Source organism: Saccharopolyspora sp. NPDC003752, assembly GCF_053605825.1.
Genome location: NZ_JBSGJZ010000048.1, coordinates 22,865 through 45,956, shown reverse-complemented (window position 1 = coordinate 45,956; position 23,092 = coordinate 22,865). Strand labels below are relative to the sequence as shown.

General features: G+C 70.5%; 21 protein-coding genes. 11 read left to right on the top strand and 10 right to left on the bottom strand.

Features of this window, described 5'->3' with window-relative positions:
* Positions 1 to 27: 27 nt before the first annotated feature.
* The 6 genes from ACWEV3_RS37575 (at position 28) to ACWEV3_RS37550 (ending at position 6,702) form a co-directional block, all read left to right on the top strand.
* On the top strand, positions 28 to 1,002 hold the full coding sequence (locus ACWEV3_RS37575) for a quinone oxidoreductase family protein (protein WP_452618462.1): 975 nt from the start codon (positions 28 to 30) through the stop codon (positions 1,000 to 1,002).
* A gap of 68 nt (positions 1,003 to 1,070) precedes the next feature.
* Entirely contained in the window at positions 1,071 to 1,955 is an 885-nt protein-coding gene (locus tag ACWEV3_RS37570) for a TauD/TfdA dioxygenase family protein (RefSeq protein WP_452618461.1), read from the top strand.
* A 48-nt stretch (positions 1,956 to 2,003) separates the two neighbouring features.
* On the top strand, positions 2,004 to 3,056 hold the full coding sequence (locus tag ACWEV3_RS37565) for a 3-keto-5-aminohexanoate cleavage protein (RefSeq protein ID WP_452618460.1): 1,053 nt from the start codon (positions 2,004 to 2,006) through the stop codon (positions 3,054 to 3,056).
* A 134-nt stretch (positions 3,057 to 3,190) separates the two neighbouring features.
* Entirely contained in the window at positions 3,191 to 4,507 is a 1,317-nt protein-coding gene (locus ACWEV3_RS37560) for an MFS transporter (RefSeq protein ID WP_452618459.1), read from the top strand.
* 25 nt (positions 4,508 to 4,532) lie between these two features.
* On the top strand, positions 4,533 to 5,117 hold the full coding sequence (locus ACWEV3_RS37555; RefSeq protein WP_452618458.1) for an RBBP9/YdeN family alpha/beta hydrolase: 585 nt from the start codon (positions 4,533 to 4,535) through the stop codon (positions 5,115 to 5,117).
* A 31-nt stretch (positions 5,118 to 5,148) separates the two neighbouring features.
* Positions 5,149 to 6,702 (top strand): long-chain-fatty-acid--CoA ligase, encoded by a 1,554-nt coding sequence (locus ACWEV3_RS37550; RefSeq protein ID WP_452618457.1) that lies wholly within the window; start codon positions 5,149 to 5,151, stop codon positions 6,700 to 6,702.
* 47 nt (positions 6,703 to 6,749) lie between these two features.
* Here ACWEV3_RS37550 and ACWEV3_RS37545 read toward each other — a convergent pair whose 3' ends face one another.
* Together ACWEV3_RS37545 and ACWEV3_RS37540 are read right to left on the bottom strand one after the other, a co-directional pair.
* Positions 6,750 to 7,664, bottom strand: a complete 915-nt coding sequence (locus ACWEV3_RS37545) for a phosphotransferase family protein (protein ID WP_452618456.1) — start codon at positions 7,662 to 7,664, stop codon at positions 6,750 to 6,752.
* Positions 7,665 to 7,683: 19 nt separating this feature from the next.
* A complete protein-coding gene (locus ACWEV3_RS37540) occupies positions 7,684 to 8,157 on the bottom strand; it encodes a hypothetical protein (protein WP_452618455.1) in 474 nt (157 codons plus the stop codon).
* Between the two features lie 111 nt (positions 8,158 to 8,268).
* Between ACWEV3_RS37540 and ACWEV3_RS37535 the strand changes: the two genes are divergently transcribed.
* On the top strand, positions 8,269 to 9,693 hold the full coding sequence (locus ACWEV3_RS37535) for a hypothetical protein (RefSeq protein WP_452618454.1): 1,425 nt from the start codon (positions 8,269 to 8,271) through the stop codon (positions 9,691 to 9,693).
* Positions 9,694 to 9,717: 24 nt separating this feature from the next.
* Positions 9,718 to 10,197, top strand: a complete 480-nt coding sequence (locus tag ACWEV3_RS37530) for a hypothetical protein (RefSeq protein WP_452618453.1) — start codon at positions 9,718 to 9,720, stop codon at positions 10,195 to 10,197.
* Positions 10,198 to 10,272: 75 nt separating this feature from the next.
* Here ACWEV3_RS37530 and ACWEV3_RS37525 read toward each other — a convergent pair whose 3' ends face one another.
* The 6 genes from ACWEV3_RS37525 to couN all read right to left on the bottom strand — a co-directional run bounded on the left by ACWEV3_RS37525 (position 10,273) and on the right by couN (position 16,786).
* A complete protein-coding gene (locus ACWEV3_RS37525; protein WP_452618452.1) occupies positions 10,273 to 11,592 on the bottom strand; it encodes an MFS transporter in 1,320 nt (439 codons plus the stop codon).
* 87 nt (positions 11,593 to 11,679) lie between these two features.
* Positions 11,680 to 13,188, bottom strand: a complete 1,509-nt coding sequence (locus tag ACWEV3_RS37520) for an acyl-CoA synthetase (protein ID WP_452618451.1) — start codon at positions 13,186 to 13,188, stop codon at positions 11,680 to 11,682.
* A 42-nt stretch (positions 13,189 to 13,230) separates the two neighbouring features.
* On the bottom strand, positions 13,231 to 14,454 hold the full coding sequence (locus ACWEV3_RS37515) for a lipase family protein (protein ID WP_452618450.1): 1,224 nt from the start codon (positions 14,452 to 14,454) through the stop codon (positions 13,231 to 13,233).
* A gap of 36 nt (positions 14,455 to 14,490) precedes the next feature.
* A complete protein-coding gene (gene couM / locus ACWEV3_RS37510; protein WP_452618449.1) occupies positions 14,491 to 14,955 on the bottom strand; it encodes a p-hydroxycinnamoyl-CoA hydratase in 465 nt (154 codons plus the stop codon).
* A 26-nt stretch (positions 14,956 to 14,981) separates the two neighbouring features.
* The gene (couO, locus tag ACWEV3_RS37505) at positions 14,982 to 15,878 is read right to left on the bottom strand and encodes a 4-hydroxyphenyl-beta-ketoacyl-CoA hydrolase (protein ID WP_452618448.1); all 897 of its coding nucleotides are present in this window, start codon (positions 15,876 to 15,878) and stop codon (positions 14,982 to 14,984) included.
* A complete protein-coding gene (couN, locus tag ACWEV3_RS37500; RefSeq protein WP_452618447.1) occupies positions 15,875 to 16,786 on the bottom strand; it encodes a 4-hydroxyphenyl-beta-hydroxyacyl-CoA dehydrogenase in 912 nt (303 codons plus the stop codon). The genes couO and couN overlap by 4 nt, the downstream gene beginning before the upstream one ends.
* Before the next feature lie 101 nt (positions 16,787 to 16,887).
* Between couN and ACWEV3_RS37495 the strand changes: the two genes are divergently transcribed.
* Positions 16,888 to 17,322: a MarR family winged helix-turn-helix transcriptional regulator gene (locus tag ACWEV3_RS37495; protein ID WP_452618446.1), complete on the top strand. Its 435-nt coding sequence runs from the start codon at positions 16,888 to 16,890 to the stop codon at positions 17,320 to 17,322.
* Between the two features lie 121 nt (positions 17,323 to 17,443).
* Positions 17,444 to 18,256 (top strand): DUF899 domain-containing protein, encoded by an 813-nt coding sequence (locus ACWEV3_RS37490; RefSeq protein WP_452618445.1) that lies wholly within the window; start codon positions 17,444 to 17,446, stop codon positions 18,254 to 18,256.
* Between the two features lie 223 nt (positions 18,257 to 18,479).
* Here ACWEV3_RS37490 and ACWEV3_RS37485 read toward each other — a convergent pair whose 3' ends face one another.
* Both ACWEV3_RS37485 and ACWEV3_RS37480 read right to left on the bottom strand, forming a co-directional pair.
* A complete protein-coding gene (locus tag ACWEV3_RS37485; RefSeq protein WP_452618444.1) occupies positions 18,480 to 18,662 on the bottom strand; it encodes a dihydrofolate reductase family protein in 183 nt (60 codons plus the stop codon).
* Positions 18,659 to 19,570, bottom strand: a complete 912-nt coding sequence (locus tag ACWEV3_RS37480; RefSeq protein WP_452618443.1) for an alpha/beta fold hydrolase — start codon at positions 19,568 to 19,570, stop codon at positions 18,659 to 18,661. Before ACWEV3_RS37480 ends, ACWEV3_RS37485 begins: the two co-directional genes overlap by 4 nt.
* Before the next feature lie 273 nt (positions 19,571 to 19,843).
* Here ACWEV3_RS37480 and ACWEV3_RS37475 point away from each other — a divergent pair, with 273 nt between their 5' ends.
* Positions 19,844 to 23,089, top strand: coding sequence for a BTAD domain-containing putative transcriptional regulator (locus ACWEV3_RS37475; RefSeq protein ID WP_452618442.1), 3,246 nt, complete (start codon positions 19,844 to 19,846; stop codon positions 23,087 to 23,089).
* The last annotated feature ends 3 nt before the right edge of the window (positions 23,090 to 23,092 follow it).

Here is a 23,092-nt window from a genome sequence, read left to right as displayed (position 1 = left end):
TGCGTCCGTGCCGCGAAGGAGCACGCCATGGCACGAGCCGTTCGCTTCCACGAGACCGGTGCGCCGGAGGTCATGCGGTGGGAGACCGTCGACGTCGGCGATCCCGGCCCGGGCGAGGTCCGCATCCGCCACGAAGCGGTCGGGCTGAACTTCGCCGACACCTACTTCCGCACCGGCCTCTACCCGGCCCCGCTGCCCGCGGGCATGGGCGTCGAAGCCGCCGGTGTCGTGGAAGCCGTCGGCGCCGGGGTGGAGCACGTCCGGGAAGGGGACCGGGTCACGTACACGGGTAGCCCGCTCGGGGCCTACAGCACCGAGCGCGTGATGCCCGCCGCGCCGCTGATCGCGCTCCCGGACGAGATCGGCTTCGACACGGCCGCCGCGATGACCATGCGCGGGCTCACCGCTTCCTACCTGCTGCGCCGCATCCACCCGCTGCGTCAGGGGGACACCGTCCTGCTGCACGCCGCGGCCGGGGGAGTGGGCCTGATCTTCCTGCAGTGGGCGAAGTTGCTGGGGATCAACGTGATCGGCACGGTGTCGACGGAGGCGAAGGCCGAGGTCGCGCGCGCTCACGGATGCGACCACGTCGTGCTCTACAAGCGGGAGGACGTGGCCGCGCGGGTCCGGGAGATCACCGACGGGGCGGGCGTCCCGGTCGTCTTCGACAGCATCGGCGCGGCGACCTTCCAGTCCTCGCTCGATTCGCTCGCCCGGCGCGGCCTGCTGGTGTGCTTCGGCACCGCGTCCGGCCCCGTCCCGCCCATCGACGCGATGCAACTCGCCATCAAGGGATCGGTGTTCGTCACCCGCCCCGCGCTCGCCGACTACATCGCCGACCCGGCCGAGCGCGCGGAGCTGGCGGGTGAGCTGTTCGGCCACGTCGCCGGCGGGCGGATCCGGATCGGCATCAACCAGCGCTACGCCCTCGAAGACGCGGTGCAGGCCCATCGCGACCTCGAAGCGGGCCGCAGCATCGGGTCTTCGGTCTTCTCCCTCTGACGCAGCGAATCCTCGCCGCCGCAACGGTTTCCGGGCGACGGCGCGACCAACCAACCCGAGGAGGAATCATGTCCAACGCAGTCCAGATGGCCCGGCCGACCACGATCGAGCACGAGCCGCTCACGTGCACCATCGGCGCCGAGCTGTTCGGCGTCGACCTCGGCGATGTCGCGCACGACGACGTGCTGTTCGAGGAACTGCACGCCTTGCTGCTCAAGCACAAGGTCCTGTTCCTGCGCGACCAGGACATCAGCCGGGCCGACCACGTGGCGCTCGCCCGGCGCTTCGGATCGCTCGAAGACCACCCGGTGGCCGGCAGCGATCCCGACAACCCGGGCCTGGTGCGGATCTACAAGGACCTCGACAGCCCCGCCGAGCACTACGAGAACGCCTTCCACTGCGACGCCACCTGGCGGGTGAACCCGCCCATGGGATGCGTGCTCCGGTGCGTGGAAGGCCCGGCGGTCGGTGGCGACACGATCTGGGTCGACATGGCCGAGGCGTACGCGAAGCTCCCCGACCACATCAAGCACCAGATCGAAGGGCTGCGCGCCCGGCACAGCATCGAGGCCTCCTTCGGCGCGGCGCTGCCGGTGGAGGAGCGTCACCGGCTGAAGGCGCGATTCCCCGACGCGGAGCACCCGGTGGTGCGCACCCATCCCGAAACCGAGGAGAAGGTCCTCTTCGTCAACGCGTTCACCACGCACTTCGTCAACTTCCACACGCCGGAGAACGTCCGCTTCGGAAGCGACTACGCGCCCGGGGCGAGCAACCTGCTCAACTACCTGATCGCCCAGGCCGCGATCCCGGAGTACCAGGTGCGCTGGCGCTGGACCAAGAACAGCGTCGCGATCTGGGACAACCGGTCCACGCAGCACTACGCGGTCCAGGACTACTGGCCCGCGGTCCGCAAGATGGAGCGCGCCGGGATCATCGGCGACCGGCCGTTCTGACCTCCCTCCGGGATTTTCGTTCCGCCGCTTCGGAAAAGGAGAAGAACGATGCACTTCCACGACGACTCGCTGTTCCCCGAGAACCAGGAGAAGCTCGTCATCACTGCGGCCCCCTACGGGCCCGAGTGGGAGCCGGAGGACTTCCGGGAGGACCTCCCGCTGACCATGGACGAGCACGTCCAGCAGGCGGTCGACTGCTACAACGCCGGGGCCACGGTGCTGCACATCCACGTGCGCGAGCTCGACGGCAAGGGGTCCAAGCGGCTGTCGAAGTTCAACGAGCTGCTGGGCCGGCTGCGGGAAGCCGTTCCCGACATGATCCTGCAGGTGGGCGGCTCGATCTCGTTCGCGCCCGAAGGCGAAGGCGCCGATGCCAAGTGGCTCAGCGACGACACCCGCCACATGCTGGCCGAACTCGACCCGGCCCCGGACCAGGTCACCATCGCCATCAACACCAACCAGATGAACATCATGGAGTTGATGACCGACGACGACGTCGCCGGGACCTCGCTCGCGCGGCCGGCGGTGGCCGAGGCGTACCGCGAGATGTACGTGCCGGCCGGCCCGGCCTGGGTCGAGGAGCACCTGAAGCGGCTCCAGGCGGCCGGCATCCAGCCGCACTTCCAGCTGGCCAACATCCCGCAGCTGGAAACCGTCGAGCGGCTGATCCGGCGCGGTGTCTACACCGGACCGCTGATGGTCACCTGGGTCGGCATCGGCGGCGGGTTCGACGGCCCCAACCCGTACAACATCATGGAGTTCATCCGCCGCGTCCCCGACGGTGCGGTGCTGACGCTGGAAACCCTCATGCGCAGCGTCCTGCCGGTCAACGCGATGGCCATCGCCATGGGGCTGCACACCCGGTGCGGCAACGAGGACACCATCTGGGGGCGCAAGGGCGCGAAGCTGACCTCGGTCCAGCAGATCGAGCAGCTGGTGCGCATCGCGGGCGAGCTCGGCCGCGAGGTGGCCACCGGCAAGGAGGCCCGCGAGATCTACAAGATCGGCGAAACCTACGCCGACGCGGACGAGACCCTCGCCAAGATCGGGTTCGCCCCGAACCGCAAGCCGGGGCAGGTCGGCTTCACGCACCACGCCTAGCGGCCGGAGACCACCGGACGCAATTGGAGGAGGCCGGGGCGCGGCGCCTCACGAGGGCCCGCGCCCCGGCCCCGGTTTTCGCCAGGGGGACGGGTTTTCCACCGGACGCACCAGCAGCAAGCCGAGGAGTGACAATGAAGTCGCACGCTCTGCCCACCCGGGAACTCCCCAGCGGGACCGCGGCCGCCAAGCCGCGGATCTACCCCTGGGTCGTCTTCGCCCTGACCTTCGGGCTGTTGCTGTCGGACTACATGTCCCGGCAGGTTCTCAACGCGGTGTTCCCCTTCCTGAAGGCCGAGTGGGCGCTGTCCGATTCCCAGCTCGCCTTGTTGACCAGCGTCGTGGCGATGATGGTCGGCCTGCTCACCTTCCCGCTGTCGGTACTCGCCGACCGGTGGGGGCGCGTCCGCAGCCTGGTGCTGATGGCGACCATCTGGAGTCTGGCGACGGTGCTGTGCGCGATCGCGGCCGACTACGGCCAGTTGCTCGGCGCACGATTCCTCGTGGGGGTGGGCGAAGCCGCTTACGGCAGCGTCGGAATCGCGGTGGTGCTCAGCGTGTTCGCGCCCCACGTCCGCGCCACGTTCGGCGGTGCGTTCATGGCCGGCGGCTCGTTCGGCTCGACGATCGGCGTCGCGCTCGGCGGCTTCATCGCCGTCCACTTCGGCTGGCGCTGGGCCCTGGCGTTCATGGCCGTCGTCGGCCTGGTCCTGGTCGTCCTGTTCCGGCTGGTCGTCACGCAGCGCAGGCTGGATCAGCACCGGTTCGAGGACGAGGCCGCCGTCGAGCCGGGCGCGACCGGCGGATACCGGGCTCCGCTGTCCAGCCTGTTCTCGAACGCTTCCATGCTCTGCGCCTACGTCGGAAGCGGTTTGCAGATGTTCGTCGCCGCCGTGCTGCTGGCCTGGACGCCCAGCTACCTCAACCGGTACCACGCCATGAGCCCGGACGCGGCCGGATTCGTCTCGGCGATCCTGGTCCTGCTCATCGGCGCCGGGATGATCGTCTGCGGCGTCATCACGGACCGGGCCAGCCGGCGGCGCCCGGAGCGCAAGTGGACCACCTCGATCGCCTACGGCGCGGCCGCCGCCGTCCTGCTGATCATCGGTTTCCAGTTGCCGGAAGGCGTTCCGCAGCTCGTCGTGATCGGTTGCGGCGCGTTCTTCTCGGCGGGCGCGTCCGGGCCCGCCACCGCCATGGTCGCCAACCTCACGCACGCGTCCGTGCGGGCCACCGGGTTCGGGTCGCTGACCCTGGCGAACAGCCTCCTGGGCCTGGCCGCGGGGCCGTTCGTCATCGGTCTCCTGGCCGATCGCCTCGGCCTGCTGGGGGCGCTGCAACTCGCCCCGCTGGTCTACCTCGGAGCCATCGCGGCGCTGCTGATCGGGAAGCACCGCTACCCGGATGCGCTGCGGCGGCTCGCGGCACTCGACAGACGTCCTTCGGCATGACCGAAGCGCAAGATCGGAGCAGCAGTTGAACAACCCCGAAAACCCGACTGTCGTGATCGTCCCGGGCCTGCGGGACCACGTGGCCGACCACTGGCAGACCCATCTCGCCGGGAAGCTGCCGAACACCCGCACGGTGCCGCCGCTCGAACACGACAAGCTCAGCCGGGAAGCCCGGGTCGCAGAACTCGACCGCGTCGTGGCGGACATCGAGGGGCCCATCGTCATCGTCGCGCACAGCGCCGGGGTGATGATCACCGTCCACTGGGCGCAGCGGCACGCGCGCGAGATCCGGGGCGCCCTGCTGGCGACCCCGCCGGACTTCGAGTCGCGGCTGCCCGACGGCTACCCGGTACCGGACGACCTGGACCGCAACGGTTGGCTGCCGACGCCGCGCGAACTGCTCCCGTTCCCCAGCATCGTCGCGGCGAGCACGAACGACCCCCTCGCGCGGCTGGCTCAGGTGGCCGAACTGGCCCGGGACTGGGGCAGCCGGCTGGTCGACCTCGGCGCGGTCGGGCACCTGAACCCCGCCTCGGGGTACGGGCCGTGGCCGCGGGCCGAGGAATTCGTCCGGGAGCTCGCCCGGACGCACGAAGACGCCGCGCACTGACACCGCCGAACCACGACGTAGGAGACGAAGCGTGCTGAACCTGGCCATGTTCCTCGACGACTCCGCCCGCAGGTATCCGCGGCGCGACGCCCTGGTGTGCGGTGACCGGAGGCTGAGCTACGCGGAGGTCGGCGCGCTCGCCAACCGGATCGCGAACCTCCTGGTCTCCCGGGGGATCCGGCCGGGCGACAAGGTGGCGGTCACCTGCCCGAACGTGCCGGAGTTCCCCGCCGTGTACTACGGGATCCTCAAGGCCGGTGCGGTCGTCGTACCGCTCAACGTGCTGCTCAAGGAACGGGAGATCGCCTACCACCTGGCCGATTCGGACGCCCGGGCGTACTTCTGCTTCGAGGGGGATCCGAGCCTGCCGACGGCGGAACGCGGCCGCGCCGCGTTCCGGCAGACTCCGGGCTGCCGGGACATGTTCGTCATCACGGCTGAGAGCACCGCACCGGCCGGGGAGACCGAGACGCTGGCGCAAGCGTTGTCGGCCCAGCCCGAGGAGTTCGAGACCGTGGTGCGGGAGGCGACCGACACCGCGGTGATCCTCTACACCAGCGGCACGACCGGGCGGCCGAAGGGCGCCGAACTCACCCACGCCAACATGGTGATGAACGCCCTGACGGCGAACCAGATGTTCGGCAGCACCCCGGTGCAGCACGACACGCACCTGGTCGCGCTGCCGCTGTTCCACTCCTTCGGCCAGAGCATCGACATGAACGCGGGGTTCTCCGTCGGCGCGACCCTGGTCCTGCTGCCGAGGTTCGAAGCACGGGCGGCGCTGGGGCTGATGGTCGGCGAGGACGTCACGGTGTTCGCGGGCGTCCCGACGATGTACTGGGGCCTGCTCGGCGCGCTCGGCGAAGGCGTCGACGTCGAGCGGATCGCGCGGAACCTGAAGCTGGCCATCTCCGGCGGCGCGGCGCTACCGGTGGAGATCCACTCGCGGTTCGAGCAGCGCTTCGGCGTCCGGATCCTCGAAGGCTACGGCCTGTCCGAGACGTCACCGCTGGCCCTCTTCAGCCCGCGCGGGCAGGCGCCCCAGCCGGGCTCGATCGGCCTGCCGGTCTGGGGTGTCGCGGTCGAGCTGGTCGATGCTCGGTGGAACGCGGTGACCGGAGCCGACGAGGTGGGCGAGATCGCCATCCGCGGCCACAACGTCATGAAGGGCTACCTCAAGCGGCCGGAGGAGACGGCCGAGGTGATGCGCAACGGCTGGTTCCGCACGGGCGACCTGGCCCGCCAGGACGGCGACGGCTTCTACTACATCGTCGACCGGGCCAAGGACATGATCGTCCGAGGAGGGTTCAACGTCTACCCGAGGGAGGTCGAAGAGGTGCTGATGAGCCACGAAGCGGTCTCCCTCGCCGCGGTCGTAGGAGTCGAGAACGACAGCCACGGCGAGGAGATCAAGGCGTTCGTCATCCTGGCGGAGGCGGCGAAGATCACGGAAGAGGAGCTGATCGCCTGGTCCAAGGAGCAGATGGCGAGCTACAAGTACCCAAGGCTGATCGAATTCGTCGAAGCCCTACCGATGACGGCAACGGGAAAAATCCTCAAACGACAACTGACCCGGACCCCGTAGGAGCGAATCCACCATCGGATCCTGGTCAGCCCACGTTCCGCTTCTGGCTACTGCTGCACGGCAATCAGAGGGACGGAGTCTCCGAGCCGATGAGCAACCCAGCGGCGCGCGACTCCGACCAGCGGCGCGCGCTGCGGTCCGGGGCTGACCCCGGCCATGTGGTGCCAAACTCCGAGCACGGCGACGGCGAAGTCGGTGCGCAGTTGTTCGCCCACCGAAGACCATGCGGGTACGACGTCGTCGGCCCATCGTTCGGCAGCCGGCGGGGTGTGGCCGGCGTCGATGAGGCGCAGCACCAGCAGCCCGGCGTCGACCCACGGCGCGGCGCGGCGCGACCACGCCCAGTCGACCACCCGCGCCCGATCGGACACCAGCACGTTGAGCGGGTGGAGGTCGGTGTGGGCGAGCGCGTCGCCGTCGATCGCGGTGAATGCGCGGTGCTCGCGATCGACGAACTCGTCGAGCCGGTCCCGCACCCACTCGTCGGACTCGACGTCCTGGTCGTGGGCCAGGCGGCGCCATGCGGACAGCCGCGCCCACTGCTCAGCCAGCCGCGGCGCGTTGACCGGCGACGGGGTCAACGCGTCGCCGATCGTGTGCAAGGTGTCGGCGACCAGCGGCAGGTCCGGTGATCCCGGCGAGAGGTCGGCGTGGTGCCCCGGCACGTGCTCGAAGCCGAGCAACAGCCATCCGTCGACCTCGGACTGCCACAGCAGCCGCGGAGCCACGCCCAGCGGAAGGTACGGATTCACCTGCGCCTCGTGCCGGTGCATCCGGGCCTGCGGCGTGTCGAGCTGAACGGCCTTGCAGAAAAGGACGCGTCCGCCACCGGTGTGCAGGGTGGCGGACACGTCCGAGTTCCGCCCGGCGTCCGGGAGCACCGCTCGTGTCACGGTGCCGCAGTGGTTCTCGATCGCGGCACGCACGGCGGCCGGTAGTTCGCTCCAATCACGTCGGGTCATCGGTGCTCACTTCTTCGGCTCACGGGGAGACCGGCTGCGCCGCGTGCGGTGGGTCGCCGCTCATCGACGCTGGCCGGTAGGCGATGGGGCGGCCGATATCAGGTGGCAGGAAGCACAACAGGCTCGGCTTCAGCAATGCGATCGGCGCTTGGGGGTGCCCTGGTTCAGGAAGTGCGAGGACGGCGCGCAGGGTCCACACCGCCGATGAGTGGTACTGCCACGACACAAGCTCGGGCACGAACAGGTCCAAGCCCGGCATGGTCGGTGTCCGGTAAGCCGTCGCGTCGTTCTCTCCGTCCTCACCGCGGAGGATCACCACGTCCGTGCAGGTCTGCCACCTGCGCACCGCCGCCAGGATGTCGGGACCGTGCTTCGGACCGAACACCCACAACCCCCACGCATTGCGGCGTAGCTCGGTCAGCAAGAGGTCAATCCTGGACGTGCTCATGGACGGGCCGCCCTCCAGACTTGCCGACGCTCCCGAGTTGGTCATGTTCTGACCTTCGTCGGAAAGTGCGGGGCATCCGACACGTTTTCCGGGCCATCACGGGACAGATCGCGATCTGACCCGCTGCGCTCATGTGGATACACTCGGTGATCGATCGTGAAAGGGGACATCGTGCCGACGCCGAACACGTCGCTTCGCGCAGCACGGGAGGCCACCGCGTCCCGCCGCCTCCCTGACGAGTGCATGTCGCGGTCCGAGCTGGCCGACGAGGTGAACCGATACCTGTTCGAGTCGACCGGCAAGCGGTACGAACTCGATCGACACCAGATCGCGCGGTACGAGCGTGGCGAAGTCAGATGGCCGGGCGCGGCCTATCGCGCGGGATTTCGTGCAGTGCTCGGCGCGAAGTCCGACAGCGAACTCGGGTTCACTCCGCGTAGGCAGGCACCGGCACCGTCTCGATCCGCGGGGGCAGACGAACAGCCGACGGGCTGGCATCCTTCTGACGTCGTAGCCACTGCCGAAGAAATGACGAGTCAGGACGTGACCCTTTCGCGACGCAAAGCGCTGGTCTCCGCAGCGGCCGTCGCTGGTGCAGCCCTCACCGAGCCCCTGCAAGGCTGGCTGGTGCCCCAGCACGTCCGGCTCACGGGCACCGCGGCGATCAGCGGAGCTGAACTAGACGGCTGGCGGGAAATCACGGGACAACTCCAGGGCTGGAACAACGCACCGACCGGACTACTCGCCCGCAAAGCCGTCATCGCGGTGCTCAACGACGTCAGCGACCGACTCAAGGACGCGTCCGACTGTGCTGCGACACGCGAGGGATTCCTCGTGGGCGCCGAGCTGGCCGAGATCGCCGCGTCGATGTCGTGGGACTCCGGTCTGCACCGCGCCGCCCAGCGCTACTACACGCTGTCCGTGCAGTTCGCCAAGGTCGGCGGCGACGGCAACTTCGCCGCGGTCACCCTTGCTGCGTTCGCGCGCCAGTGCTTCGACCTGGGGCAGCTCGATGATGGCCTTGAGCTCGTCCAACTCGCCCAGTACGGCACCAGGAAATCCGCGCGCCCGATCCTGCGCGCCCTGTTGGCCACTCGTGAAGCGTGGTCCCATGCCCAAACCGGGACAGCGCAGCAGTTTCGTCGGGCTGCCGGGCTCGCCGAAGACCACTTCGCCGAGTCCATCGACGATGAATCCGATCAGCGAGTAAAGGGCCTCGACCAGGCTGAACTCTACGGGGTGCTTGGTGCGCGGTGGCGCGATCTCGCTGTCGCGCGCCAGGAACCGAAGGAAGCGCGGCATGCTCAGCAGTACATCAGCCGTGCCCTGGAGCTGCGCGATCCATCATGCGTCAGGAACCGGGCATTCGACTTGATCGGACTCGCCCGCACATACCTCGTCACAGCGGAACCCGACCGAGCGTGCGAGCTCGTCGACGAGGCCCTGCCCATCGCCAAGCGGTGGGCGGCCGGTCGTGTCGGGGAGAGGCTGCGAGACTTCTGGCGTGAGTCGCAGCCGTTCTCGACGTTCGCGGCGGTGCGCAGTACGCGCGATGCGGTTCGCGACCTCATTGCAGCCTGACCAGGAGCGACGAAAGGGCCGGAGTTGCCGCGTATCGGAATCACCGGGCACTCGAACCTCACAGCCGCGAGCGTTCCCCTCGTCCGGGAAGCTTTGGCGGCTGCGCTGTCCGTCCACCGTGAAGGACTCGCCGGGGTTACCTGTCTCGCCCGCGGCGCCGACCAGATCTTCGCGCGAGCAGTGCTCGACGTGGGCGGGTCCTTCGAAGTCGTGCTTCCCGCCGCCGACTACCGCGAGCGCAAGGTGAAGCCGGACAACGCCGCCGAGTTCGACGAGCTGATCGGTGAGGCGTCGCAGGTTCGCACCATGCCGTTCGAGGAATCCAACCGCGACGCCTACATGGCCGCCAGCGAGTACGTCCTCGGCAGCGTTGACGCGATGCTCGCCGTCTGGGACGGGCGGCCATCGGGCGGTTACGGTGGCACAGGCGATGTCGTGCAGGCCGCGCGTGAACGCGGAATCCCGGTCAACGTCGTGTGGCCAGCGGGCGCGGAGCGCGAATGAACCCGCCGACCGGGCCCTGATTGGTTCACGGGTGAACGCGCTGTTCGCCGTGATCTCGGTCGATCCCTGCCGGCATCAGTGGATCGTGGTCAGGTCGTTGTTCTTGGTTTCGCGGGTGGCTAGGAGGACTGCGCCGCTGAGGATGGCGAGCGCGATCAGGAACCCGCCCACCGGGACGATCGCGTTGCCCCACGATGCGGCCAGGGTCGCCAGGATGACCGGTGTGAAGCCGCCGCCGAGCAGGGTGGCGAGCTGGTAGCCGAGCGAGGCGCCCGTGTAGCGGGTTCGGGTGCCGAACTGCTCGGAGATGTACGCCGCCATCGGCCCGTACATGGCGCCGTGGCAGAACGTGTACAGCGTGAACGCGGCGGTGACGGTCGCGAAGTTCCCCGTCGTGAGCAGGCCGAGGATCGGGAACACCAGCACGATCATCGCCGCTAGTCCGAAGAGCATCACCGGGCGCCGGCCGAGCCGGTCGGACAGCCGGGCGTAGCCGAGGGTGAAGAAGATGGCGAAGAACTGGCCGATCGCGAACGCGAGCAGGGCATCCGGTTTCGGCGTGCCGTGTTCGACGGCGTAGGTGATGCCGAAGGTGGTGAACGCGGTCTGCAGGGCGAATCCGGCCAGGCACGCGAACGCCGCCACCACCACGGCCTTGGGCCGCCGCAGCACCTCGATGATCGGCGGGGCGCCCGGCTCGTTCTCGGCCCGTTCGGCCGCGGCCCGGAAGATCGGGCTTTCCGAGACCTTGGCGCGCACGAAGAGGCCGACCGCGAGCATGACGGCCGAGAGCAGGAACGGGATTCGCCAGCCCCACCGCATGAATTCGTCTTCGGGCAGCAGCGCGAACAGCGTCATCACGAGCGTGCCGAGCACGGCTCCGGTCGGGGCACCGGCGTTGGTGAACGCGGCCATGTAGCCCCGGCGCTTCGGCTCGGCGTGTTCGAGCGCCATCAGCGCGGCCCCGCCCCATTCGCCCCCGATGGCGATGCCCTGGAGCACCCGCAGGGCGACGAGGATGATCGCGCCCCACGGGCCGATGACCGACGCGGGCGGAACGAGTCCGATGAGGACCGATGCCACGCCCATGACGGTCATGGCCAGGACGAGCATCGCCTTGCGCCCGGCCCGGTCGCCGAAGTGTCCGAAGAGGACACCGCCTAGGGGGCGGGCCAGGTAGCCGGCCGCGAACGTGCCGAGCGAGGCGATCGTGCCGACGGCGGGCGGGAGACCGGCGAAGAACACCGGCCCGAACACGAGCGACGCTGCGGTGCCGTAGAGCAGGAAGTCGTAGTACTCCAGGGTGCTGCCGAGGTAGCTGGACAGCACGACCCGGCGCGCCTCCGTCGCGCGTTCGGGCGCCGAGAGCTGCTCGGCCGCAGCAGAAGCACTCATGGGACTCCTTCGGTGAGGTGCGGAGGAATGAGGGACGCGCAGAACCGGGATGGCCGCGGTCGCCCAGTTCGCGCGAAGCTCCGGGATTCAGGTGAACCGGCTCCGGAGGAGGTCCTTGCGGATCTTTCCGGTGGCGTTGCGGGGGATCTCGTCGACCACGACGAGCGACCGCGGGATCTTGTACTTGGCCAGGCGGGGCGCGAGGAACTCGGCGAGCCGGGCGTGGTCGAGCTCGTAGCCGTCTTCCAGCGCGACAGCGGCAAAGCCCACTTCGCCCCACTTCTCGTGCGGCACGCCGAAGACCGCGCAGCCCGTGACTCCCGGCATTTCGAGGATCGCCGCCTCGACCTCGGCCGGGTAGATGTTCTCGCCGCCGGAGATGATCAGGTCCTTGAGGCGGTCCACGACGGCGACGAACCCGTCGGCGTCCGCGACCCCGACGTCGCCGGAGCGCAGCCACCGCCCGTCGGTGAAGGTGTCGGCGGTGGCGTCCGGCCGGTTCCAGTACTCGCGCATGACGTTCGGGCCGCAGATCTGGATCTCGCCGCGCTCGCCGGGCGCCACCTCGCGGCCGTCTGCGTCGACGATCCGGACGTCGGTGAAGAAGTGCGGCACGCCCGCCGTGCCGAGCTTCCGCTCCACGTCGTCGGGGGTGAGGACCAGCGCGCCCGGGCCGGTCTCGGTCAGGCCGTAGCCCTGGCAGATCTTGATCCCGCGTTCGGTGTAGGTGCGCAGGGTGCGCGGCGGGACGGGGGCCGCGGCGACGATCACCCGCCGGATCGCGCTCAGATCGGTCGTCTCCCAGGCGGGGTGGGCGCTGAGCGCGTCGAACATGGTCGGCACGCCGAAGGTGTAGGTGATGCGCTCGCGTTCGAGCACCTGGAGGATCCGGCCCGGCTCGAAGCGCTCTTCGACGATCACGTTGCCGCCCTTGAGCAGCGTCGGCAGCGCGACGACGTCCAGGGCGGCGGTGTGGAACAGCGGCGCGCACACCAGCGCCGCCTCGTGGCTGTCCAGGTCGAGGTCGATGACGGCGTTCATCACGGAGAACACGATGTTTCCGTGGGTGAGGACCACGCCCTTCGGGCGGCCGGTGGTGCCGGAGGTGTACATGATGAAGCACGGATCGTCGTGGGAGACCGGCTCGTCGATGCGGGACGGATCGGCCGCCGCGATCAGCTCCTCGTACCCGCGAGCGTCCGGGTCCGCAGCGTCGAGGACGATCCGGGTCGCGTCGCCGGCGGCCGACCGCGCGACCTCGCCGAGTTCCCGGGAGTGGACGAGCACGGCGGCGCCCGAATCCCGCATCGCGTAGTCCACTTCGGGCGCGGTCAGCCGGGCGTTGAGCGGCACGAAGATCGCGCCGATCAGGCCCGCGGCGAACAGCGTTTCGAGATAAGCGGGGTGGTTCGTGCTCAGCAGCGCGACCCGGTCGCCGCGGCCGACCCCCAACGAGCGCAGCGCGTGCGCCAGCCGGGTGACCCGGTCGTCGAGTTCGCGGTAGGTCGTGGCGCGCCCGCGGAAGGTGATCGCGGTCTTGCCGGAGGAGAGGCGGGCGCGGCGGTGCGGCCAGGTGCCGGTGCCAACGTTACGCATGCGGTGGGTCTCCTTCGGGTCGTCGTCGCGGACCGGGCGCGATCAGCCCTGGGGGCAGTTGCTCGGCGCCGCCTCGCCGGCGAACCGGTCCGCGGCCCAGCCCGGGAACCTCGCGGCCGCCTCCGGGACGACGGATTCGTGGTCGAGCCCTGGGAATTCGTGGTAGTCCGCTGAGGACCCGGCCTGGCACAGGGCCGCGCGCTCGCGGGCGGTCAGCTCGACAGGCGTCGTCGTGTCCGCCGAGCCCTGGTAGACGGCGAACGGCATCGTGCCCGCGGGCCGGAAGTCGTCCACCGCGGTGAGCGCCTTCCACCAGGGGCCGTCGGGGGACATCGCGCCCGGCTGGTACGGGTCGCGCAAGGTGCTCGCGCTGTCCCAGATGTCGAAGCAGCCGTCGGCGAGCACCGGTAGCTGCTCCATGGCCTCGGCGGTGAGGAAGTCGCCGTAGCGCAGGTGCGGGTAGGCGGCCTTGATCCCGGGCAGCGTCGAGATGACGTAGCCGGCCAGTTCCGGGTGCTGCATCGAATTGCCGGTCAGCTCGCGGATCCGGACGGCGGGCGCGATGAGCGCGGCGCCCAGGCCCTCGAACTCCGGGGCGTAGGTCCGTGCGATCGATTCGACGTGCATGGTCGTCTGGCCGCCCTGCGACCAGCCGTACTCGACGAACCGGTTGGAGGCGTTGAGCTCGGGGAGGTTCCGCGCGGCGCGCAGCACGTCCAGCGACGCCCGCGCGTTGACCTGGCCCGCCATGTAGTGCGAGGGGCCGGGCAGCGCCTGCCCTGGGTAGTCGCTCATCGCGACGACGTGGCCTTGGCCGAGCAGGTCCTGGATCGCCGGGACTCGGGACCGGTCGCCCTCGCGCAGGCTTCGGCGGGATGGTGCGCAGTTGTCCGCCAACCCGGTCGTCTCGTGGTTCCAGAGCACCATGTCGCGCTGGGCGTTGCTCGCGCCCGTCGGCACGTAGATCTCGCCGGACACGTACTTCTTGATGCCGGGCTGGATTTCCGAGACGTAGACGACGTTCCAGCCCCGGGCCCCGCTCGGTGCGTCGGACCGCGGCTGGATCCAGTAGATGTCGCCGGGTTTCGCCGTTTCCGGGGGCTGCTCGTAGACGTCCCAGAAGGTGGTTCCGTCCGGCCCGGGCCTGGCCGATGGCGAATCCGCCTTCGGCGCCGCGCTGCCGGCGCTGATGCACGCGGTGAAGGCCAGCGCCGCCAACGAGGTCGCGACAGCCGCCTTGGCGATGCGCCGTTGTGTGAATGGCACGGTTCTCTCCGTATTCCTCGGGGATGTGCGGGGCCGCTATTCGAAGAAGCGGTACACCGGCTCGGCCACCACGGCGGGCCGCTCGGCGCCTTCGAGTTCGATCTTGCCGTCGACGGTCAGCTGCACGCCGCCCTTCGGCAGGTCCTCGACCGTCTTCAGCGCGGCGGTCAGCCGCACCCGGCCGCCGGCGGGCACGGGGCTGGTGAACCGGACCTTGTTCAGCCCGTAGTTCACGGCCATGGTCACGCTGTCGACCGCGAGCACCTCGGCCCACATCGGGATGATCAGCGCCAGCGTCAGGTAGCCGTGCGCGATCGGCCCGCCGAACGGGCTTTCCGCCCGGGCGCGCTCGGGGTCGACGTGGATCCACTGGTGGTCGTCGGTGGCGTCGGCGAAGGTGCTGATCCGATCCTGCGGCACCTCGATCCACGAGCTGGTTCCCAGCGGTTTGCCCGCCAAGGGCTTGAGGTCGGCGAGGGTCGCGACGCGAGTGGTGGACATGGGTCTCCTGTCGGTGTTGGGCGGCGTCAGCGCTTGATGCCCAGGACGCGCAGGGCGTTCTCCTTGAAGATCAGCGGCGCCACTTCGGGCTTGATGTCGAGGGCGGCGAAATCCCTGCGCCAGCGGTCGACCTGGATCACCGGGAAGTCGGAGCCGAAGAGCACCTTCTCGCGCAGCACGGAGTTCGCCGCCCTGACGAGCTGGGGCGGGAAGTACTTCGGGGACCAGCCGGACAGGTCGAGGTAGACGTTGGCCTTGTGGGTGGCGATGGAGATCTGCGCGTCGACCCACGGCACCGCGGGGTGGGCCATGATGATCGTCAGGTCCGGGAAGTCGGCGGCGACGTCGTCGAGGAGCATCGGGTCGGAGCGGCGGAGCTTGATGCCGCGCCCTCCCGGCAGCCCGGCGCCGATTCCGGTCTGTCCAGTGTGGAACAGTGCGGGCACGCCGGCCGCCGCGATGGCCTCGTACAGCGGGTAGAACCGCCGGTCGTCGGGCTCGAAGCCCTGCAGGCTCGGGTGGAACTTGAAGCCCCGCACGCCGTAGTCCTCGACCAGCGCGCGGGCCCGCCCGACGGCCTCCTCGCCGCGCCACGGATCGACCGAGCCGAAGGGGATCAGCACGTCGTTGTGGGCGGCGGCCAGCTCCGCGATCTCCTCGACGGAGTTCGGCCCGTGCCCGGTGGCCGAGGTGGCGTCGACGGTGAACACGACGGCGGCCATGTTGCGCTCGCGGTAGTGGGCGGCGATGGATTCGATGCGGGGAGTGCGTTCCTCGCCGGACTTGAAGTACTTCTCGGAGGCGGCCATCAGCTCGTCGTCCAGCGATCGATGCCCGCAGGCGTCGATCTCGACGTGGGTGTGGATGTCGATGGCCTCGATCGCGTCGAAGTCGACGCCGCACTCGTAGCGGGCCGGGCTCATTTCGCCACCAGCTCAGCCGGGAACTCCTCGCCGACCGACTCGGCCGAGCCCGCGAACGCCTCGCCCCACGACCCGGCGATGTCGTCGGCGGACCACCCGCCGTCGTGGAAGGCGGTGGCGGTCAGCTGCGGGTGCGACCACAGCGCCAGCCGGTCGCCGCCGACCGACAGCGCCTGGCCGGTGATCCCGGCGGCGGCATCGGACGCGAGGAAGGCGACGATCCCGGCGGCGTCCTGGGGAGTGCCCATGCCGACCTCGCGGCGGATGACCGCGGGCAGCGGCTCGCCGCGCTTCATCGACTTGATGTGCGGCGCGAGGAACGGGATCGTCTCGGTCATCGCGGTCGCCGCGACCGGGCAGACGGCGTTGACGGTGATGCCGGCGCGCTGCAGTTCCAGGGCCCAGGTGCGGACCATGCCGACGATGCCGGCCTTGGCCGCCGAGTAGTTGGTCTGGCCGAAGTTGCCCCGCTGGCCGGCGGGGGAGCCGATGCAGATGATCCGGCCGCCCGCGCCCTGCTCGCGGAAGCGCAGCACGGCCTCGCGCACGCAGGTGAAGGTGCCGCGCAGGTGCACGTCGAGCACCGCGTCGAAGTCCTCGTCGGTCATCTTCCACAGCACCTTGTCGCGCAGGATGCCGGCGTTGGTGACCAGGACGTCCAGCCGGCCGAACGCCTCGACCGCGCCGGCCACCAGTTTCCGGGCCGTTTCGGCGGTGCCGACCGGGGCGACGACGGCGGTGGCCCGGCCGCCCGCCGCGCCGATCTCGGCGACGGCCGCGTGCGCGGCGGCCTCGTCGACGTCGTTGATCACCACCGCGGCGCCGTTGCGGGCGAGTTCTTCGGCGTATGCGAGTCCGAGTCCCCGCCCGCTGCCGGTGACGATGGCGACCTTGCCGCTCAGATCCATCGATGCTCCTCCTGTCGGGTGGATCACAGGCAAACATCCATCATTGAAAATGTCAATGATTGAGATCTGCTACTCTTGCGCCGCTACACGGAGGAGGGCGCATGGCGGAGACCCAGCCGCGGTTGCTGGCGGACGACATCGGGTTCCTGCTTTCCCGGGCGGGGGGAATGGTGCTCGGCGCGGTGAACAAGGCGCTGGTCCCGCTCGGCCTGAAGGTGCGCTCCTACTCGGTGCTCGTGCTGGCCTGCGAACAATCGGCGGGCGTCAACCAGCGCAGCGTCGCGGCGACGATGGGGCTCGACCCCAGCCAGATCGTCGGACTGATCGACGAGCTGGAGGAGCGCGGCCTGGTCGCGCGCACGCCAGACGCGGCGGACCGCCGCAACAGGCTGATCGCCGCCACCGAGGAAGGGCACCGGGTGCGCGACGAGGCGCAGGAGCTGGTGGACCAGGCGCACGGCGCGTACTTCGGAGATCTGCCCGCCGAGGTCGTCGCCCAGCTGCGGGAGACGCTCGGGCGGATCGTCTTCCCTTAGCGCGCGTCTGCGAACTCGTCACCCCGACGTGGTCCGGGTGCGATGAGTTCCGGCCGGGGCTCGGGTCTTTTCTGGTGTCTTCGGACGACGCTGCCCGGCACTAGCCACCTCGGAGGACACCATGACCACCACGCCGAGTGACCCGACCGCCGCGCTGCCCGGCCGCCCGCCCGTCGTCGACCTGGCCACCTGGCAGGCCGCCCGTGACGAGCTCCTGGTCCGCGAGAAGGCGCACACCCGCGAGGGCGACGCCCTCGCCGCGGCCCGCCGCCGGCTGCCGATGGTGGAGTTCGACGGGACGGTCGAGATCGTCGGGCCCGACGGCCCGGTGCCGTTCCTGGACCTGTTCCAGGGCCGCGACGAGCTCGTGGTCTACAAGCACATGTGGCACGACGGCGCGCCGCACCAGGGGCAGTGCGAGGGCTGCACCACCACGGCCTGGCACATGAGGGACGCCGCTTACCTCAACGCCCGCGGCGTCTCGTTCGCCGTCCTGACCACGGGCCGGTGGGAGGAGGTGGCCCCCTACGTCGAGTTCATGGGCTACACCGAGCCCTGGTACTCGGTGCGCGGCGTGGACGAGCCGGTCGGCGGCGACATGGGTTACATCACCTGCTTCCTGCGCGACGGCGACCGCGTGTTCCTCACCTACTCCGCGACGAGCCGCGGCAACGAGCCGGTCAACGGGTCCCTCGGCCTGCTCGACATGACGCCCTACGGCCGCCGCGAGGCGTGGGAGGACAATCCCGAGGGCTGGCCCGAGGCCCCTCAGGTCGGCTCGCCGGTCGGCGGGCATGGCTCGCAGATCTGCTGGTACTGGCGCACGGACGCCGACGGGAACGCCACCTGGGGCCCGACCAGCCGCCCCGTGCCGCAGTGGACCCGCCCCGGCGCGACCCCCGTGGAGACCCTCGGCCGGCACGGCCACCACTGACGCGCCTTCGTCGACGACGCCGGCAAGAGGTGCCGGGCGGAGCCTCCGGAGGATGCGAACGGCCCCTTGGGCACGGCTGCGGTCGAGCTTCCTCCCGAAGGCGCCCGGCGTCGTTGGCGATTTCGCGCGAAATCGGCGCTCCGCGTGGTCACGGCGCAAGGCGCGAAACGGATGTGGGAGCCCTCCGCGGAGGGCTCCCACATCCGTTGGGGCGGCGGCGCTTTCACATCGCGTCCGACTTCGGTTCGTGGACGGCCACCACGATGCCGCTGCTGAACGTCGTGGTCCCGGCCGGCGTCAGGTGGGTGGTCAGTCCTTCCAGGATCCGCTGCCCGCTACCGGCGATGACGGGGAACAGCCGCAGGTGGAGCTCGTCCACGAGTCCGTGCTCCAGCACGCCCGTCATCGGGTTTCCTCGACGGGCGCGTCGAGGAAGGCCGGGATCATCGGCAGCAGCAGCTCGGGGCGGTGCGGCGCGGTGACGTGCGAGGTGCCGGGCAGGATCGCCAGCTGCGCGTTCGGCAGGCCTTCGGGGGTGTCGCCCATGACGCCGCCGCCGAAGAGGCGGAACATCTCGACGGCGTGCTCCGGCCGGACGATGTCGGAGTCGCCGATCACGGTCAGCGTCGGGGCCTTGACCGAGCGGGCGGCCTCCGGCGACACCGGCGGGGCCGGGTTCATGTCGTAGTCGATGACCCGGGACACCAGCTGCGGGAAGTCCTCCGGGCGCGGCGCGTTCTTCAGGTAGTCGGCGTGGAACGGCGATCCGTGCAGGTGTTCCGGACGCAGTTCCGCGATCCCGTCCAGCACGCCGGGGTGCATGCCGTCGACGCCCAGGCCGCCCGAGAGCAGCACCTGCTTGCGCACCAGGTCCGGGTGCGTCAGCGTGATCTCCAGCGCCACCCCGGCGCCCATGCTGTAGCCGAGGACGTCGGCGCGCTGGACGCCGATCTGCCGCAGCAGCGCGACGGTGTCCTCGGCCATCTGCGACGTGCGCAGCGGGCGGTCGATGTCGGCGGTCCGGCCGTGGGCCTGCTGCTCCACGGCGATGACCTCGCGGGTCTTGGCGAGCTCCGGGATCAGCTGCCCGAAGTCGGTGCCGATGCCGGACAGGGCGCCGTGCAGCAGCACCAGCGGCGGCTGGTCGGTCGGGGTGCCATATCGCTCGTAGTACATGTGCAAGCCGTTGACATCGGCGTACGCCCCCGGAGCCGCAGTGGCGGCCGGTTCGGCCGGGGCATCGGCGGCGCCGCACCCGGTGAGCAGTGCGGTGGCTGCGGTTCCGGCGGTGACGGCGAGGGCGATGCGCTTCATGGTGATCTCCTGTTTTGCGGTGTTCGCTTTGTTGTCACCACAGTGCGCGCGGCACCTTCCGGATTGTTTACGGTCGCCTTCCGGCCCAGGTCAGCGGCGGTGGGAGGCGGTCCGGTGTGCCGTTCTCGCGCGAAAGCGCCGTCCGCCACGCCTGCCGATGACGGTTTCGCGCGAAAGCGCCGTCCCGCCACCGAGCGGCGCCGCTTCGAAGCAGAGAGCGCGACCTGCCGATATGCGGGATGAGGGCGAAAACAGGCTCTATAGGCTGCGTTCATGCGTTTCGGTGTGCTGGGCCCGTTGACGGTGTGGACCGACAGCGGCGCCGTCGTGCCCGTGCCGGGTGCGAAGGTGCGTGCCCTGCTGGCTGATCTGCTGGTCGATGCCGGTCAGCCGGTGTCCGCGGACCGGCTGGTGGACGACATCTGGGCCGAGGATCCGCCGGGCAATCCCGCGGGCACGCTGGCGGCCAAGGCCTCGCAGCTGCGGCGCGCGCTGGAGGACGCCGAGACCGGCGGCCGGGACCTGGTGGTGTCGCCGCCGCCCGGCTACCGCCTCGCCACCGCCGACGTCGACGCCCTGCGCTTCCGCGCGCTGCTGGCCGACGCCCGCGAAACCTCCGACACCGCGGCGCGGGTCCGGGTGCTCGCCGAGGCTGTGGACCTGTGGCGGGGGCCCGCCTTCGCCGACTTCCGCGACGCGACCTTCACGCAGGGGGCCATCGCGCAATTGGAAGAACTGCGCTTGGTGGCCGTCGAAGAACTCGCCGAGGCGCGGCTGTCGTTGGGCGAACACCGCGAGGTGGCGGGAGATCTCACGACATTCGTCGCCGCGCACCCCCTGCGCGAACGCCTGCGCGCAGCCCAGCTGCGGGCGCTCTACGGTGCCGGACGCCAGGCCGAGGCCCTCGACGGCTACGAGGATCTGCGCAGGCGGCTGGCCGACGAACTGGGCGTGGACCCGAGCCCGGAACTGGTCGAGCTGCAACGGTCGCTGCTCGCGCAGGATCCCGCCCTCGCCGCACCGCGACGGCAGCCCGTGGTTCGGCGGCGCACCAGCAACATCCCGGCGCAGCGCACCGAGCTGATCGGCCGCGACGCCGATCTCGGCGAGCTGGGCCGCGCGGTCACCGAATCGCGGCTGGTCAGCCTCACCGGGCCGGGCGGCGTCGGCAAGACCCGGCTCGCGCTGGCCGCGGCGGCGAGCGCGGCCGACCGGTTCCCGGACGGCACGTGGCTGGTCGAGCTGGGGCCGCTGCAGCCGACCGCGACCGACGAGGCCGGCTGGCTCGCGGAAGAGGTCGCGCAGATCATCGGCATCCGCGCCGCGGAGGACGGGCCCGCCGACGCCGTCGAAGCACTGGGCGAAGCGCTGGCCGACAAGCACCTGCTGCTGGTGCTGGACAACTGCGAGCACGTCGTCGACCACGCCGCGGACCTGGCCGAGTACCTGCTGGGCGCGGCGCCGAACCTGCACGTCCTGGCGACCAGCCGCGAACCGCTGCGCCTGCCCGGCGAGGACATCGTGCCGCTGCAACCGCTTTCCGTGCCCACCCCGGACACCTCGTTCAACGATCTCGCGCAGTCGCACGCGGTCCGGCTCTTCGTGAACCGCGCCCGCGCGAGCGCCCGCGACTTCGCGCTGGACGCCGACAACGCCGATGCGGTCGCGACCCTGTGCCGGCGGCTCGACGGGATTCCGCTGGCGCTGGAACTGGCCGCGACCCGGGTTCGCGCGCTCGACGTGCACGAGATGGTCTCCCGGCTGGACGACCGGTTCCGGCTGCTCGCCACCGGTCACCGCGGCGCCCCGCCGCGGCAGCAAACGCTCACGGCGATGATCGACTGGAGCTGGGGACTGCTCGACGACGTCGAACGCGCCGTGCTCCGCCGCCTCGCGATCCACCCGGGCGGATGCACTCTCGAAGCCGCCGAAACCGTCTGCGCCGCAACGGCATCCGCCGGTGCGGACGGCCACCTCGACGCCGCGGCGGTCGCCGATGTCGTCGCGCGGCTGGTGGACCGGTCGCTGCTGCAGCAGAGCGGGCGGCGCTACCGGCTGCTGGAATCGGTGGCGGCGTTCAGCCTCGACCGCTTGGCGGAGGCCGGCGAAGACGTGGCGGCGCGGCACGCACATCATGCGTACTACCTGGCGCTGGCCGAGCGCGCCGAACCAGAGCTGCACGGCGCCGATCAGCAGCGCTGGCTGAGCCGTCTCGACGCCGATGACGCGAATCTGCGTGCCGCGCTGGACGGTTTCGTGCGGGACGTCGACGCCGACTCGGCGCTCCGGCTGGTGCACGCGCTCGCCTGGTACTGGCTGCTGCGCGGCCGGTCCGGCTTGGCGCGCCGCTGGGTCGATGCGGCGCTCGAACTGGGCGGCAGCACGCAGCACCGGGCACCGGTGTTGGCGTGGCGCCTCACATTCGCCTTCCAGCAGGGCGATTTCAACGATGCCGCGTCGCGCCGGAACGAGGTTTCGGCGGCGCTGGCCGCGCTCGACGATCCGGCCGTGCGCGCCCGCGCCGAGGTGATCCTCACCCTGTCCGCATTGGACTCGGGCGACGAGCAGGACCTGGAAACGACCGTGCAGCAGACCCTTTCGACGTGCCGCGAGCTGGGCGACCGCTGGGGCGTGGCGACCATCCAGCTGGCACTGGCGAAATCGGCGCACAGCCGTGCCGATGTGGACGCGTTGGCGCGGCACGCGCAGGAAGCGGCTCGCTCGTTCGCCGAGCTGGGCGATCGCTGGGGCCGGCTGCAGGCCGCCGAATGGCTCGGTGGCCTGGCCGAGCTGACCGGGGATCTCGCCGGCGCCGCCGAGATCCACCGCGAGGCGCTGGTGCTGGCGCAGGAGCTGGAGATGTGGGGCCAGGTGGCCGCCCACCTCGGCTGGCTCGGCTGGATCGCGATGCAGCACGCCGAGTTCGACCGGGCCCGCGACTTCGCCGAGCAGGTGCTGGTGCTGTCCGCCGACCACGGCCACGACCCCGGCCGGTTGTTCGCAACGATCGTGCTCGCGTTCACCGCGCGCCGCGACGGCAGGCCCGGCGACGCCGAACGGCACCTCCGCGAACTGCTCGCGCTCAACGCCGACGGCCCGGAAACGCCGCTGTTCCTGCCGATGCTCCAGGTCGAACTCGGCTACGTCCTGGAACAGCGCGGTGAAGCGGCCGCCGCGATGGCCGAACACCTGCGGGCCTTCGACGGAGCCCAGCGCATCGAGGCCCCGCGCGACGCCGCGTTCGCACTCGGCGGATCCGCCGCGGCCGCCGCGGCACTCGGTGACCACGACACCGCCGCCCGGCTGCTCGGCGCCGCCGAGGCCCTCCGCGACGCCACCGGGATGCCGCTGCTGCCCGCCGAACGACCCGACATCGACCGCGCCGCCGACATCGCGCGCGCCGCGATGGGCGACGCCGCGTTCGACGCCGCCCGCGCGGAAGGTCGAGTCCTGACCGCGGATCAGGCCCGCGCGCTCATGGCCGCCGTCGGCAACGCGGACGTGCTGGATCCGGTCTGAGCC

Coding starts and splice junctions, on each gene's coding strand:
- ACWEV3_RS37525 (WP_452618452.1), bottom strand. CDS start 11,592: ATGAGTGCTTCTGCTGCGGCCGAGCAGCTCTCGGCGCCCGAACGCGCG.
- ACWEV3_RS37480 (WP_452618443.1), bottom strand. CDS start 19,570: ATGAAGCGCATCGCCCTCGCCGTCACCGCCGGAACCGCAGCCACCGCA.
- couO (WP_452618448.1), bottom strand. CDS start 15,878: ATGAGCCCGGCCCGCTACGAGTGCGGCGTCGACTTCGACGCGATCGAG.
- ACWEV3_RS37540 (WP_452618455.1), bottom strand. CDS start 8,157: ATGACCAACTCGGGAGCGTCGGCAAGTCTGGAGGGCGGCCCGTCCATG.
- ACWEV3_RS37490 (WP_452618445.1), top strand. CDS start 17,444: ATGACCACCACGCCGAGTGACCCGACCGCCGCGCTGCCCGGCCGCCCG.
- ACWEV3_RS37560 (WP_452618459.1), top strand. CDS start 3,191: ATGAAGTCGCACGCTCTGCCCACCCGGGAACTCCCCAGCGGGACCGCG.
- couN (WP_452618447.1), bottom strand. CDS start 16,786: ATGGATCTGAGCGGCAAGGTCGCCATCGTCACCGGCAGCGGGCGGGGA.
- ACWEV3_RS37570 (WP_452618461.1), top strand. CDS start 1,071: ATGTCCAACGCAGTCCAGATGGCCCGGCCGACCACGATCGAGCACGAG.
- ACWEV3_RS37495 (WP_452618446.1), top strand. CDS start 16,888: ATGGCGGAGACCCAGCCGCGGTTGCTGGCGGACGACATCGGGTTCCTG.
- ACWEV3_RS37565 (WP_452618460.1), top strand. CDS start 2,004: ATGCACTTCCACGACGACTCGCTGTTCCCCGAGAACCAGGAGAAGCTC.
- ACWEV3_RS37520 (WP_452618451.1), bottom strand. CDS start 13,188: ATGCGTAACGTTGGCACCGGCACCTGGCCGCACCGCCGCGCCCGCCTC.
- ACWEV3_RS37575 (WP_452618462.1), top strand. CDS start 28: ATGGCACGAGCCGTTCGCTTCCACGAGACCGGTGCGCCGGAGGTCATG.
- ACWEV3_RS37545 (WP_452618456.1), bottom strand. CDS start 7,664: ATGACCCGACGTGATTGGAGCGAACTACCGGCCGCCGTGCGTGCCGCG.
- ACWEV3_RS37485 (WP_452618444.1), bottom strand. CDS start 18,662: ATGACGGGCGTGCTGGAGCACGGACTCGTGGACGAGCTCCACCTGCGG.
- couM (WP_452618449.1), bottom strand. CDS start 14,955: ATGTCCACCACTCGCGTCGCGACCCTCGCCGACCTCAAGCCCTTGGCG.
- ACWEV3_RS37475 (WP_452618442.1), top strand. CDS start 19,844: ATGCGTTTCGGTGTGCTGGGCCCGTTGACGGTGTGGACCGACAGCGGC.